This is a genomic window from Parashewanella spongiae (assembly GCF_004358345.1).
GTDB lineage: Bacteria > Pseudomonadota > Gammaproteobacteria > Enterobacterales > Shewanellaceae > Parashewanella > Parashewanella spongiae.
The window spans coordinates 4,891,862-4,905,483 of sequence record NZ_CP037952.1; the positions used below are offsets into that span (position 1 = coordinate 4,891,862).

Below are 13,622 nucleotides of genomic sequence, written 5' to 3' on the forward strand. Positions count from 1 at the left end.
GTTGTTACACCTCCGGCTCTGTTGTTACACTTCTCTCAGCCCCTTCACTTTGTTTATCAAAAGTGTCGTGGGTAAATACTCAAGACCTGCTTGGCGTAATTTTTAGTAAGCACCTCGTGATAGATACTTGCTCCGACGTTGACTTAAGCGGCGATGCCATCGATAGAATCGGTTTACTACAAATCTATTTATTCTGAAAAATATCGCTCTGGGAGAACCTATCTAACTCAGATATGGCTTGATGCTCACCCACTAATAAATGTTGGTAAACTTCCTTAACAGGCTCAGAATACTCAATCAGTTCATCATCTTGCGGCACAATAGTAGAAGTTCGCAGTAAAGACTGCCTATGACTGATCCCCCGCAGATATTGATAGCTGTTAATCAACACTTTTGCTCTTGCTTCATCTAATAATTTTATTTCTGTTAACCGCTTGAAGATCCGAATATTATCAGACCACTCTGCCAGTTCAGGGTATTCATTTGAATAACAAAGCACTAAAAACTGGGCGATAAATTCTATATCTACAATGCCGCCATCACTGTGTTTTAAGTCAAACTCGTTTGGCTTTACTTTCGTCAAGTGTTCACGCATTTTTAAACGCATTCGATGAACATCCTCGGCCAGTTTAGGCTGCACTCTATTCTTCTGCAAAATTTGGCGACGATGAGCATTAAACTGTTTTTCGAGTGCGCCGTCGCCGTAAATACATCGAGCGCGAACCAGTGCTTGCTGCTCCCAAGTTTTCGCTTGGCGTTGATATTCACCAAAGCTCTCAACTTCGCTGACTAACAGGCCTGATGCACCTGATGGTCGCAGCCGCATGTCAACTTCATACAGCTCACCTGAACTTGTCCGTGTTGAAAATAAATGAATAATACGCTGTGCCAATTTGACGTAAAATCGCACGCTATCAATGGGCTTGTCACCGTCCGTTTGGGAATGAGTTTCGGTTAAGTTGTGTAAGAATACTAAATCGAGATCGGAGCCGTAGCCAAGTTCGCGTCCACCCAATTTACCGTATCCAATTACAGCAAATCCCATTTCATCATCCACAAGGTACGAAGGCTTACCGTGGCGAAAAACCAACTGTTGCCATGCATAAATAACCACTTGCTCTACAATCGCTTCCGCCAGAAATGTTAAGTGATCACTGACTTGGATAACAGGTAGTACGCCAGTAATGTCAGCGGCGGCAATTTTTAATTGTTGCGACAACTTAAATTGACGCAACGCTTCCATTTGCTGCTCCATGTCATCATCTTGCACACGTAAGCAGTATTGCCTTATTTCGCTGTGGTAATCATCGAATTCCGTTGTGTCATAGAGCTGTTTAGGATCAATAAGATCATCCAACAACATTGGAAATTCAGCGAGTTGCTCAGCAATCCAAGGGCTGGCTTTACAGAGTTTGACCAGTTGTTTTCTTGCCCCAGGATTTTCGCACAGCAATTCTAGATAAGTGGTTCGACAAACAATTTGCTCAATTACTTGTGATACAGGAATAAACACCTTGATGGCATTTGCATGCTGGAGTATTTCTGCCAACATGTATGGCATTAACTTATCTAAGGTATCTCGCCCTCTTGGTCCTATAGGCTTTTTATGTACATGAGTACGCCATTTTAATAATGCGGGGATAAGTTCTGAATCTTCTATTCCCTGAGCTATTAACACTTTTTGTGCATGCTCTAATTCGGTTTCTTCCCACAATTGCTCCGCCCAAGACTCTTGCTCATTATCTTCAGTTTCACCGCCAACACTGTTTAAAAACTGTTGATTAATCTTCGCCATGACATCTTGAATTTTTTTGCGTAATACTTGTTCAGTGTCTACGCCTAATACCCAACAAATGCGTTGCCAATCGAGCCGATTGTCTGGCAGTGTTTGAGTTTGCATATCGCTTAACCCTTGGAGCAGATTTTCTGACTTTCTTAGGAATAGATAAGCGTTACGCAATTCAACCATTAAGTTGTAATCTAAAAAGCCGTGGTTAAATACGCTTTCAATGGCAAGAAAAATATTTTGTTTGCGTAAGTCAGGTTGTCGACCACCATGAATAAGCTGAAAGTTTTGCACGATAAATTCAGCCTCACGGATACCACCAGCGCCAAGTTTAATATTATCTGTTAGCTGACGACGGCGAACTTCTTGCGCAATGAGCTGTTTCATTTTTCTTAATGATTCAATGGCGCTGAAATCAATATAACGTCGATAAATAAATGGCCTTAATAGCGCAATTAAATCTTTTTTATCCTGACATATTGGCCCTAAGACTCTTGCTTTTACTAAGGCGTAGCGTTCCCATTCACGACCTTGATCTTGATAATAGTGTTCAAGCGCATTAAAGCTACACACTAATGGACCACTTTCACCGTAAGGTCTTAGCCGCATATCAACCCGATACACAAATCCATCGACAGTAACTTGATCCAATAAGGCAATCAGTTTTTGCCCCAACCGAGTAAAGAACTGCTGATTATCGAGCTCACGGCGACCACCACGGGTTTGGCCTGATTCTGGGTAAGTAAAAATTAAGTCAATATCGGATGAGAAGTTCAACTCACCTCCGCCCAATTTTCCCATCCCCATAATAAGCAGGGGTTGAGGCCTACCTTCGGCATCGGTTGGTGTGCCATATTGATCGCATAACCTGTTATACATCCAGTCACGGGCGTTAATGATTAAGGTCTCAGCCAAGGTAGAGATATCCCATAATGACTGCTTAATGGTGCCATGTGACATAAAATCTTGCCATGCGATACGTACCATATGGCGATTACGAAAGTCACGCAGCACACGCTTTGTTACTTCTTCGTCATTGACGTCTTGGAGTTTCTTTTGCAGCATAAAGCGATAAAATTGACAAATATCTGTTTCTTTTACTTCATCGACTAACACCGTTATCCACTCAGGGTGCCGTTGCAATTGATGATTAATGTAGTCACTTAATCCAAGCACTGCAGTGAGTTCAACCAGACATTCTGGCTCAAGCTTGGCAATGATTTCAGGTTGCTGTGCTCGAATTTGCTCAACTCGTTCGTCTGCGAGTTTTTGAATTTCTGTAGGAATTGGCTTGTTACTGTGAGTGTCCATCGTCATAATCATTCCAAGACGCTTAACTATCGACATATTATGTCGTTAGTGATATACAGAGAGTTTACTGATCCTAAATCGCTATTATCGAAAAAGCTATTTATATCATTCAGTAAAAGCAATATTACCGTTTACTTTTAGCTTAACCTATTTTTGGAGAGCCCATGGCAGGTATGCTACGTCGAGTCATCATAATGTGTACTCTTGTGTTAGGAACCTTATTTTTAGCAGGATGCGGTGACGAACGACCTGACAAAATCGCCCAGTATCAGCAACTCACAAAAAGCCGAATTGACAGTCTTGCAGTGATGCTGAATAACGGCCAATTACGTAATGCTGAGCTATTAAAACAATACAGCCAAGTACTGGGGGAATCGAGAACAGAATTAACGCCGTTACTGAATCAATTGTCTAAAGACGCGACTCCTGAAGGCACAATGTTTTTAAGCTTAGAACAACGCTTAAAAGACGCTTCAGTGGCCAGTAATTTTGTCGATTTAGATCAACAACTCGCTGAAATTGAAAACTTATATCAAGCGACAGATCCAAGTTTGTTCAATGATATGCTTTCTGATCCTGTCAACGTGATTGCTGATATGTCAAACGGCAGCCTTGCCAGAATTAACGCCATTAGTCGTGAAGCTGAGTTATTGGCTAATGGTGCGCAAGATTTTGGTTCTGGCAGTCAACTCGTCGGTAATCCAAGTTACGGAAGTTGGCAAACGAATAGTAGCGGTATGTCATTTTGGGCATGGTACGGCATGTACTCAATGTTCTCGAACCTGTTTCGATCGCCCATCTATTATGACAATTGGTCGAGTCGTCGAGGTTACAGTTACTATGGTGACAAAGGTCGCTATCGTTATACTTCCCCGAAACAGCATCGCAGCCAAGAAAAAGTGTACCAAAATACCAAAAAACGCTTTTCAAGACAGGGAAAAACCTTCAACAGCCCCTATGCTAAAACACGCACCGGAGCGACTAGCTTATCAAGAGCCAGTCAGAGCGCACCAAAAAGCTCAACAAATGCTCGAAGTAAGTTTCGGTCAAATTATGCGAAAAGCAGTGGTTTTCGTAATTCATCCAGTCGAACGTCTCGCAGTGTCAGTCGCGGCAAATAATCAGTTTAATGTTAGATAAGGAAAGATAATGTCCATATTTGAAGAATTCGGCCTTACCTCAGAGCTGCTGATCATCTTGTTGATTGATCTTGGTATTGCTACGGTACTGCTGACCTTAATGCGCTATTTATTTGGCTGGAGCGCCAATGTGAACAGTGCTCACGAGCTGGCCGAAAAAGATAATTTCGCTTTTGGCATTAGCACCGCTGGCGCTGTAGCCGCAATGGGGATTGTGCTGACTGGTGCTATTACCGGTGAAGCAGGCAGCAGTTACGCGATTGAAGCCATTGGCTTAACAGCTTATGGCATTTGCGGACTCATACTCATCAAACTAGGCCGTTTATTGCATGATAAAATCGCTTTAAATAAGATCAATAAAACACAGAGCATACTGGCAGGCAATAAAGCCATCAGTATCGTGGATGCTGGTGCTGTAATCGCCACAGCTATTATCATCAGAGCGACATTATTGTGGGCAGAAGGTATGACAATCAATACCTTTATTGCAATTATCAGTAGCTTTGTTGTTTCTCAATTAATGATGGTGCTATTGACTCGCTGGCGTGAATACAGCTACACCAAGCGTAATCAAGGTGAAACCTTCCAACAAGGTCTGCAAAATGGCAATACGGCATTAGCATTGCGTCACTCAGGCTATTTAATTGCCATGGGATTAAGCTTTAATGCCGCAAGTCATTTCATTGTGTTCTCACCGACTGAATATGTCACCAACATTGTGTCTTGGCTGGTGTTTTCAATCATCATGCTGTTGGTACTTTCAGTCATACAGGCCATAGTGAAAACAGTGGTTTTAAATAAAATTAATCGCAGTTTAGAAGTGGAAAAGCAACAAAATATTGGTGTCGCCGCCATTGAGATGGCAATCAGTATTTCAGTCGCAATGATCTTAACGGCACTCATGGCATAACCTTAATGACAGTTTCAGTAAGTGCTCAGCCACCGATAAAAAAGGTGGCTGCTTTATCTCGTATTGATGATGTATTGTTACTTGGCATTATGGCGATGCTAGCGGGCTGTGGACTTATTTATGAGTATTTACTATCACATTATGCGGGTCGCGTATTAGGCGCACTCGAAGCCGCTATTTACACTATGATTGGCTTAATGATTGTTTCTATGGGGTTTGGGGCATTTGCAGCACGTAAAATTCGTTGTGCTTTCACCGGATTTGCCATTTTAGAACTCACCGTGGCCATTTGCGGCTCATCAGCCATTATCATTACTGCCGCAATTATTGGTTTTGGCCAGCAACTACCACAAATACTCACGCAGACTTTTAACCTTCCTCCTGATCAATTGTTAGATGGACAAGCTATAGAAACATTGCAGTTCATCAGCCAATATTTGCCTTATATGTGGGGCACCATTCTTGGCTTGATGATCGGTATGGAGATCCCGTTAATTGCAAGAGTAAGACAATCACTTTCAGATGAACATCTGCTACATAATGCCGGAACCATTTATGGTGCCGATTATATTGGTGCCGGTGTTGGTGCCGCTGTATGGGTTGGGTTCATGCTGGCTATGGATATTGAGCTTGCAGCAAGCTTAACCGCGAGTGTCAATCTCCTTGCTGGTTTTGTATTTTTATTCCGCTTTAAAAAACGTATTCGAGGTTTTCGCTGGTTACTCATCGGCCATGTGTTGGCATCGGGATTATTATTGATCTTAGCCACTTTTGGACCGAACTGGCAGCAAGGGTTTAATAACCTCCTCTACAAAGATACTGTCGTCTTCACTAAAGCTACCCGTTTCCAACAACTTACTTTTACAGAGCGATTACGTGGAAATGGGCTTGAACCGGTTTATTCTATGTATATCAATGGTAAGTTGCAGTTTTCCAGCGAAGATGAACACATCTATCACGCTTTTTTAGTTCACCCAACCTTGGCAGCCAGTGCCCGCCACGATAATATTCTTGTCATTGGTGGCGGTGACGGTCTTGGCGTTAAACAAGTACTAAAGTGGCACCCTAAACTCGTCACACTGATGGATTTAGATCGTGGTTTAGTGGATTTATTCACTAAAGATGAAGTCAGCATGCCAGCGTATTTAAGCCGAGCACTGCACCGATTAAATGGTGATGCATTGAATGATCCAAGAGTTAACATTATCTTCGATGATGCTTTTAACGGTACAGACAAGCTTATTGCCCAGCAACAAAAATACGACGCCATTATTGTTGATTTACCGGATCCAAGCCACCCAGATTTAAACAAATTATATTCTGATGTGTTTTATCGAAAACTAAAACAGTTGCTTAGTGCTGATGGTGTCATCACAGTGCAATCAACGTCTCCCTATCATGCTCAACAAGCCTTTATTTCAGTGGGCAAAACATTAGAATCTGCTGGATTTAAGGTGAAACAGTATCATCATAATGTACCGAGTTTTGGTGAATGGGGATGGAGCATAGCCACCGGGTCAGGTGCCGATGCTCAAAAACGATTGGAAGTTGTAAAACAATTTCCGATCAATGAGCGTTGGCTAACCCCTTCTCTAACACGAGCAGCATTTGAATTTCCGGGTAACTTTTATCAACATAAAGGTGAAGTAAAGCCCAATATACTGGGATCGTTACAATTGTATCGATACCATCAAAACGCATGGTCACAAGAGCTTGGACTAGAATTACCGACCAATGAAAATTAAACTTAAAAAAGCGCTTGACATATTATGTCTCAATGCTAAAGTTTGGCTCAGACATAATATGTCAGTAAGGATAAAAATGAATATTCACACGATTGCAAATTATTTAAATGGACTTGGCGATCAAGGACAAACTGGCTTCAATTTTGATTGTTACCCCATTGATGGTGAAGTGGAAGTCGTACAAGTTAATGTGGCTGGACGCGAAGAGATTCCAGTTTTTATATCTGTTACAGATAACCAAATTTTGTGCATTAGCTACCTTTGGGACGAAACCGAAGTTAACCCAGATAAGCGCACAGAAATGTTTGAAACCATGCTAGAGCTCAACATCCCAATGCCATTATCGGCATTTGCCAAAGTTGACAATAAATACGTGGTATACGGCGCCTTGTCGCTACAATCAAGCTTAAATGAAATTGAACAGGAAGTAGCCGTTCTTTCCGATAACTGCATCGAAGTTATCGACGAAATGGTCAGCTATCTGAAATAAGGAGAGAAACTATGGGTATTTTAAATAAGATTCTTACCGCGTTTCGTGGCGGTGCCACTGAAATCGGTGAAAACATTGTAGACGCAAACTCAACACGTATTTTTGAACAAGAAATTCGTGATGCTAAAAAGCATTTAACCAATGCAAAGCGTGAACTTACCGATGTAATGGCGAAAGAAATGCAGGCCAGTCGTGAAGTTGAACGCCTAAAGCGCAGTGTTGAAGAACACGAAGGTTATGTGGCTCAAGCGCTAGAAAAAGGCAATGAAGCGTTAGCACTAGAAATCGCTGAAAAAATTGCTCAACTCGATGAAGAGTTGAATGAGCAACGCTCAGCGAATGAAAGCTACAACAGTCACGCGGCACGTTTGAAAGATTTAGTGAAAAAGACCGAAAGACAATTGAATGATTACCAACGTCAATTGAGCATGGTTAAAACCACTGAAAGCGTGCAGAAAGCCACGGCTACCATTACCGACTCTTTTGCATCAAGCAATTCAAAACTGATGAATGCTAAAGATTCACTAGAGCGAATCAAAGCACGCCAGCAAAACTTCGATGATAAACTTAAAGCTTCAGAAGCGCTGGAAGATGAAAACAGTGACAAATCGCTACACGCGAAACTTGCTGAAGCGGGTATTGGTGAGCAAAAGTCTGATGCCAGCGCTGTACTAGATCGCATCAAAGCTCGAAAAGGTTAAAAAGTAACAAATTAAGCTCCCTTGCTTATCGCCGCTTATTTTGTACCCTAAACGAAATAAACGACAACTTTTGCGACTCATGCAGACGGTCTCCCAACCACCAATTTCTGCATGAGTCGTGTTCTTGTTTCTGGAGTACTCTAAGGAGTTTATGTGGGATTTCTGAAATCAATATTTGGTAAAAAAGAAGCAAAAGCTCGCCAATTAACCCGTCCTCATGATCTGTTAGCCGATGATTTAATCACGCTAGATGACAGTTTCGCATTGCCCAAACAGCTTAAAGGGCAACAATTCAAAGTTGAGTCAATAAACACCTACGAATTTGAACACAAACTGACAACAGAATGGCAACTCAAAGGTGTGAATGATCAAGCCATCTATTTAACTCTCGATGAAGATGATGAAGTCTATCTCGCGCTTTCAATGAAAGTCACCCGCGATCAAGTAGAGCAGCTCTTTGATTTAGAACAATTCAGTCAAATTTTTGAAGAGCCAGGCCAAGCCCGTATTCAAGTGCTTGCCGATCAACCATTCAGCGAATTACAGCAATGGTTAGGGGAGCATTATCAACAAACCAGTTTTGCTGAATTTGGCTATTTCCATCACAAAGATTATCGTGGCAGTCGCCCTCCTCAAGAGGAAGGCCATGGACAAGGTGAAGAATTTGAAAGCTACCAGCTTATGGATGACACTGAAAAGTATGCAATAGACATTGAAGTTTATCATGGTGGCGAAACTGAAATTAGTTTGGTGATGTACCGACCTGTGACCGATATTCGAGAGTACTGGCCAGCCAGCTAATACCATAAAATGGTTACCAAACTACTGACGATTTTTGCTAGTATGTTGACAGAATATGACAAACCGCGTGAGCAGGTGATCGATAAATGAGTAAAGCTAAACACAGTTTGCCCGAGCCGTGGCGCCAAAATCAAAAAGCCGCTAAAGCAAGTCAAGTGGCGTTTGATTTGGACGAACAATTCCAATACTCCATTCGAAAGGCGGCACTCGACTCAGGTGTCAGCCCTTCTGATCAAATCCGCACCATTCTAGGTTTGTCTGTCTCCAAACGTCCTAAACGACCTCGTTTAACGGTTTCGCTCAGTGAAGACGATTACGCCATACTCGCCCAAAAGTATGATTTGGCTGCTGATGCTCAATTAGAAATCAAAAAGCGTGTATTTGATGATTTAGTCCAGTTTGTTTCTTTAGAGCTAGAATAACGTAGTCCAATTAATAGAGAAATTTCTAAGATGAGCAATCAGCATAAATGGCTTCCGGACGATATTGATGGCCCCACAGCCTTTGAACTAGCTCTGATGCTATTATCTCTGTTTGCCGTAATGATTATGTTGGTTTTGGCATTCGGATCCCTTGACTCTGAAACTCATCAATTATTGTTTTTTATTGATACTGGTATTTGTTTCATTTTTATCAGTAACTTCTTTTTTTGCTTATTTAAAGCTAAACATAGAGTCCAATATTTTCGACGTCATTGGATCGATCTTGTTGCCAGCATTCCTGCCGTAGAGCCGTTGAGAGCCGCACGAATTTTTCAAGTATTGCGTGTCGTGCGTCTTATTCGCTCCAGTCGCTCTCTGTTAGTCCCGTTAATCAAACAAAAGAAAGAAGCGACCCTAGCCAGTTTATTATTAGCCACACTGACCATTCTTGCGATTTCATCAGTCGTGATTTTATTAGTAGAAAGTGGTGAGCAAGGTGCCAATATTCATACTGCGGAACAAGCTATTTGGTGGGCGTTGGTGACCATATCAACCGTTGGTTACGGTGATTATTACCCAGTTACTACAGTCGGGCACATCATTGGCAGTATTGTCATCATCACAGGCGTCAGCTTTTTCGGGGTCATTTCAGGTTACATGGCTTCGATTTTTGTCGGACCTGATGAACATAAAATCAACGAACAACAAACTACTCATCAGCAAGAAATTCGCTCTGAACTTGAACAAGCCCTAAAACGCATGGAAACCAACCAAGCGCAAATGGAACAAAATCAGAAAATCATGCTGGCTGAAATCAATTCACTTAAACAATTAATTAATCAGCCACCGAGAACTGACACCTAATACCAATTACAGTAATTAATCTCTCACTCAGCAAGAGATAAAGGTTTTAAGCACAAGGCGTATGTTCGAAGTACTATATTCCCTACGGCCGCCATACAAAACTGGCGTTCAACGCACTTAGTGCTTTTGTCGGGATAATTCAAGAACGTGCAACGCAGTAATGGAAACCTTTAGCCTTGCCCTTCTGGAGCTTGTATGCGCACACTTTGGTTTATAATCCTAAAATCATCAGTTGAACGCTGAGTATATGAGTAACTGTTTGAGCAATATGATGATTTTATCATCATGGCTTTCACCCAATGAGTGAAGTGCTCTACGCTCACATTTTTTGCTAAAATGACTGCTATCTGCGTTGTAACTTTTGCAAGTAGAATAACTACTTGCTGCAAGCTACGCCTTACTATCAGCCATTTTTTCTACGCTTGAGAACGCAGTCAACTGATGTTTCTAGGATAAAGAATACTTCACAAAATTATCTCAACGTAGCAATGTAATAACGACAGTTTTGTATGACGGTAATAACTATGTTTTCACCAATTTCGTTTGTACTTTGTTCGCATACATAGCTCTGAGTTGAGCATTTAATTACTGTAATTGGTATAACATTGTGCAGATTACTTTATTAACATTCATAACCCTATAGCACTAATACTTTATTACTATTTTATTTGACGAATCCAATTTCATGCACTCTAGCTGGTGACGAACGTCATCGAAACTTGCTAATGTAACCAGCATAAGAATAATTAATGGATATAAGCGGCTACGCTATGAGATGGATTCTCACCAAGACCCTGTGGTTCGGTCTACTGTTATCATTTACTACACAGTCATCTGCCAATTCAGAAGGTATTGAAATTAGCGGTCTGGTTATTGATAGAACCCTGACCAGATTCGGTAAAGACTTCAATTTCTACTATTCGAGCTACTGGCGCGATCTGCCTTATACTCAAGGTTATAACGTTACGCTAACCGAAACCGTCTTTCCACAAGCTGGCACACTGTTATTACTTGAAATTAATGGTAAAGCAATTTACAGAACGCACTTTGGCCGGAGAATGAGCCCCGTAGAAGAGCGCGCTAAAGAAGCCATGCTGTTAACACTGGATTATATTGCCAAAGTCAGAGCTAATGAAATGACTGGTGACGCATCACTACAACTCGATGGATTTTAATTTTAGGGATGAAACATGAAAAAAATCATATTCGCTGGACTTGTGCTTAGCTGCACGCTAGCACCACAATCGTTCTCAACGGAATTAATTTATACCCCAATCAACCCTACATTTGGTGGAAACCCGCTTAATGGTTCGCTTTTACTGGCTAAAGCGAATGCCCAAAATGATAACTCTGAAAGCCAAGAAAGAGACTTTGTTCAACGTTTTAAAGAGTCTTTAGAAAGAAACATACTCAGTAAAATTACTCGTGGGATTTCATCAGGAGAACTCACGGAAGGAAGGTTTGTAACTGGTGATCATACCATTGTAGTTGCAGATTTAGGTGAAGGGCACTTTGAGATCAGTATCACAAACGATATTACAGGTGAAGTCACTGTGATTGAAATTTACAACCCTGAGAATTTGAGTGGGCAATAATGAAAAAATTAATAATGAGCTTCACCTTACTGTCGCTGACGGCTTGTAGTATTGTCCCTAAACCAGACTTAAACATTTCGCCTGCTCAAATTAACCTTCCTAGTTCAACAATGCTAGCCATACAAAAGAAGGCATCACCGAAATATCCTATCCCTGTGGCGGTTTACTCTTTTAGGGATCAAACGGGTCAATACAAGCCACAACAAAATGTCAGTTCATTCTCTACAGCAGTCACTCAAGGTGCGACACCCATTTTGGTGCAAACCTTACTTGATTCGAATTGGTTTTCACCAGTGGAACGTGAAGGGTTACAAAACCTGCTTACAGAGCGAAAAATTCTGCAAAAAAACCAAGTAAAGAAAGATAAATCTAATAAACACCTACCTGATCTTGCCAACGCTAGACTGTTACTTGAAGGCGGCATCGTCAGCTATGAAACTAACGTCAGCACTGGTGGCATAGGAGCTGGTTATTTTGGGATCAGTGCTTCAGAGTTATATCGTGAAGACCAAGTTACGGTTTATCTCCGTGCCATTGATGTTCACACAGGCAAGGTCATGCTTTCTGTAAACACGACCAAAAAGATCTATTCTCAAGAAATCCGAGCAGGCTTAACTCGCTTTACCAGCTTAAGTCGTCTTGCTGAAGCTGAAATGGGCTATACCACGAATGAACCTGTTCAAATTTGTGTCACTCAAGCTATTGAGTTAGCGGTTTCACAACTTATCGATTCAGGAATCGAAAAAGGTCTATGGTCGGGAAACAGTGACTCAAAGGCACTATAAACCCCAGACTGATCTTGATTATTAGGCTCTTTATTTTTCTGAGCCTAATAATAACCGCTTGTGAATATATTAAAACGCTGTTAGATTCCAAAATAGCTAATACAAAATAATTAGTTATCGACAAATGACAGCAGATTGTGTAACTTTATCGTTAAATTTTGAACGAATGCATTAGTTGAATACTCTATCGTTAACTTGAGTACGAAGTCATTAACCTATCACTGTAGAAAGCTTAACAATAAACCTATATGAACAATTCCATAGGTTAAAAACGCGCTACGAGCATAATTGAACTTTTAGGGAGAAAAGTGATATGTCTCAAGTAAAGGAACTACTATTTCTTCATGAATTTAATACCCCTTGCCATTTAGCAATTTTAGCTGAATCTGTCGGTCTGAAAGTCAGGGTTTTAAAATCTACCGCTGAGGTTATTCAAGCGAATAAAAATGCTGAAAGCTTTTGTTTAGTACCGCAGAAAGGCATGCCATTAGACAGTAAAGGCATGCCTTTAGCCATAGCAAAGCTCATCGGTGAAATGTCAATCGCTATCTATCAAGCCGAACGCGGACGACTAGCGGAAGAGCAAGCTATCGTCTTAGGTATACAAGGCATACTTTATTCCGATCTTGGCATGGATCTGCTACTGACCGGACTAAAAAAAATGCTCAATAATGAACTTTGGTATGATCGTAAACTGCTCAGTAATACACTGCAAAATCTGGTGAAAAAGATACAGCCTGAAATAGAGCACAGCATCAACGAAGAAAGTCTTGCCATGTGGCAAATGCTGACATTTCGAGAAAAAACAATTATTAAACTGGTTGCCAGTGGAGCACGCAATAAGGAGATTGCGTATCGTCTTTGCATCAGTGAGCACACAGTAAAAGCACACATTTCATCAATTTTTAGAAAAACGCAATCACGGAACCGAGTCGAATTACTGCGTTGGTCTAATAACTACCAAGCACAGTTTGTATAAATGCATCGTCTTTTTTTAATAAAACGGTTTTCATAAAAATATGAAAACCGTTTTATTTGGGGTATTAGAAATAATCCTAAATAAATCGGTTGAA

General features: G+C 41.1%; 13 protein-coding genes. 12 read left to right on the forward strand and 1 reads right to left on the reverse strand.

Annotation, left to right across the window (positions count from 1 at the left end; translation table 11 throughout):
• Positions 1 to 184 precede the first annotated feature (184 nt).
• The gene (gene glnE, locus E2I05_RS19310) at positions 185 to 3,103 is read right to left on the reverse strand and encodes a bifunctional [glutamate--ammonia ligase]-adenylyl-L-tyrosine phosphorylase/[glutamate--ammonia-ligase] adenylyltransferase (protein WP_165905470.1); all 2,919 of its coding nucleotides are present in this window, start codon (positions 3,101 to 3,103) and stop codon (positions 185 to 187) included.
• 158 nt (positions 3,104 to 3,261) lie between these two features.
• On the opposite strand from glnE, the gene E2I05_RS19315 reads away from it, so the two are divergent.
• The 12 genes from E2I05_RS19315 (at position 3,262) to E2I05_RS19370 (ending at position 13,528) form a co-directional block, all read left to right on the forward strand.
• Positions 3,262 to 4,218, forward strand: a complete 957-nt coding sequence (locus tag E2I05_RS19315; protein ID WP_121853177.1) for a hypothetical protein — start codon at positions 3,262 to 3,264, stop codon at positions 4,216 to 4,218.
• Positions 4,219 to 4,246: 28 nt separating this feature from the next.
• Entirely contained in the window at positions 4,247 to 5,146 is a 900-nt protein-coding gene (locus E2I05_RS19320; RefSeq protein WP_121853176.1) for a DUF350 domain-containing protein, read from the forward strand.
• A 5-nt stretch (positions 5,147 to 5,151) separates the two neighbouring features.
• Complete coding sequence (locus E2I05_RS19325) at positions 5,152 to 6,891, forward strand: polyamine aminopropyltransferase (RefSeq protein ID WP_121853175.1); 1,740 nt, start codon at positions 5,152 to 5,154, stop codon at positions 6,889 to 6,891.
• 76 nt (positions 6,892 to 6,967) lie between these two features.
• On the forward strand, positions 6,968 to 7,381 hold the full coding sequence (locus E2I05_RS19330; protein ID WP_121853186.1) for a YjfI family protein: 414 nt from the start codon (positions 6,968 to 6,970) through the stop codon (positions 7,379 to 7,381).
• Positions 7,382 to 7,392: 11 nt separating this feature from the next.
• Entirely contained in the window at positions 7,393 to 8,082 is a 690-nt protein-coding gene (locus tag E2I05_RS19335; protein WP_121853174.1) for a PspA/IM30 family protein, read from the forward strand.
• Between the two features lie 153 nt (positions 8,083 to 8,235).
• Positions 8,236 to 8,883: a hypothetical protein gene (locus E2I05_RS19340; RefSeq protein WP_121853173.1), complete on the forward strand. Its 648-nt coding sequence runs from the start codon at positions 8,236 to 8,238 to the stop codon at positions 8,881 to 8,883.
• 86 nt (positions 8,884 to 8,969) lie between these two features.
• Positions 8,970 to 9,305, forward strand: a complete 336-nt coding sequence (locus E2I05_RS19345) for a hypothetical protein (protein ID WP_121853172.1) — start codon at positions 8,970 to 8,972, stop codon at positions 9,303 to 9,305.
• Positions 9,306 to 9,335: 30 nt separating this feature from the next.
• On the forward strand, positions 9,336 to 10,169 hold the full coding sequence (locus E2I05_RS19350; RefSeq protein WP_121853171.1) for a potassium channel family protein: 834 nt from the start codon (positions 9,336 to 9,338) through the stop codon (positions 10,167 to 10,169).
• A gap of 749 nt (positions 10,170 to 10,918) precedes the next feature.
• On the forward strand, positions 10,919 to 11,344 hold the full coding sequence (locus tag E2I05_RS19355) for a curli production assembly/transport protein CsgE (protein ID WP_244935401.1): 426 nt from the start codon (positions 10,919 to 10,921) through the stop codon (positions 11,342 to 11,344).
• Positions 11,345 to 11,359: 15 nt separating this feature from the next.
• The gene (locus E2I05_RS19360) at positions 11,360 to 11,764 is read left to right on the forward strand and encodes a curli assembly protein CsgF (RefSeq protein ID WP_121853169.1); all 405 of its coding nucleotides are present in this window, start codon (positions 11,360 to 11,362) and stop codon (positions 11,762 to 11,764) included.
• A complete protein-coding gene (locus tag E2I05_RS19365; protein WP_121853168.1) occupies positions 11,764 to 12,549 on the forward strand; it encodes a CsgG/HfaB family protein in 786 nt (261 codons plus the stop codon). Before E2I05_RS19360 ends, E2I05_RS19365 begins: the two co-directional genes overlap by 1 nt.
• A gap of 313 nt (positions 12,550 to 12,862) precedes the next feature.
• Complete coding sequence (locus E2I05_RS19370; RefSeq protein ID WP_121853167.1) at positions 12,863 to 13,528, forward strand: helix-turn-helix transcriptional regulator; 666 nt, start codon at positions 12,863 to 12,865, stop codon at positions 13,526 to 13,528.
• Positions 13,529 to 13,622: the final 94 nt, after the last annotated feature.

What these genes read in the sequence shown, in the direction of transcription:
- glnE (WP_165905470.1), bottom strand. Translation starts at nt 3,103, where the DNA reads ATGACGATGGACACTCACAGTAACAAGCCAATTCCTACAGAAATTCAA.
- E2I05_RS19315 (WP_121853177.1), top strand. Translation starts at nt 3,262, where the DNA reads ATGGCAGGTATGCTACGTCGAGTCATCATAATGTGTACTCTTGTGTTA.
- E2I05_RS19320 (WP_121853176.1), top strand. Translation starts at nt 4,247, where the DNA reads ATGTCCATATTTGAAGAATTCGGCCTTACCTCAGAGCTGCTGATCATC.
- E2I05_RS19325 (WP_121853175.1), top strand. Translation starts at nt 5,152, where the DNA reads ATGACAGTTTCAGTAAGTGCTCAGCCACCGATAAAAAAGGTGGCTGCT.
- E2I05_RS19330 (WP_121853186.1), top strand. Translation starts at nt 6,968, where the DNA reads ATGAATATTCACACGATTGCAAATTATTTAAATGGACTTGGCGATCAA.
- E2I05_RS19335 (WP_121853174.1), top strand. Translation starts at nt 7,393, where the DNA reads ATGGGTATTTTAAATAAGATTCTTACCGCGTTTCGTGGCGGTGCCACT.
- E2I05_RS19345 (WP_121853172.1), top strand. Translation starts at nt 8,970, where the DNA reads ATGAGTAAAGCTAAACACAGTTTGCCCGAGCCGTGGCGCCAAAATCAA.
- E2I05_RS19350 (WP_121853171.1), top strand. Translation starts at nt 9,336, where the DNA reads ATGAGCAATCAGCATAAATGGCTTCCGGACGATATTGATGGCCCCACA.
- E2I05_RS19355 (WP_244935401.1), top strand. Translation starts at nt 10,919, where the DNA reads ATGGATATAAGCGGCTACGCTATGAGATGGATTCTCACCAAGACCCTG.
- E2I05_RS19360 (WP_121853169.1), top strand. Translation starts at nt 11,360, where the DNA reads ATGAAAAAAATCATATTCGCTGGACTTGTGCTTAGCTGCACGCTAGCA.
- E2I05_RS19365 (WP_121853168.1), top strand. Translation starts at nt 11,764, where the DNA reads ATGAAAAAATTAATAATGAGCTTCACCTTACTGTCGCTGACGGCTTGT.
- E2I05_RS19370 (WP_121853167.1), top strand. Translation starts at nt 12,863, where the DNA reads ATGTCTCAAGTAAAGGAACTACTATTTCTTCATGAATTTAATACCCCT.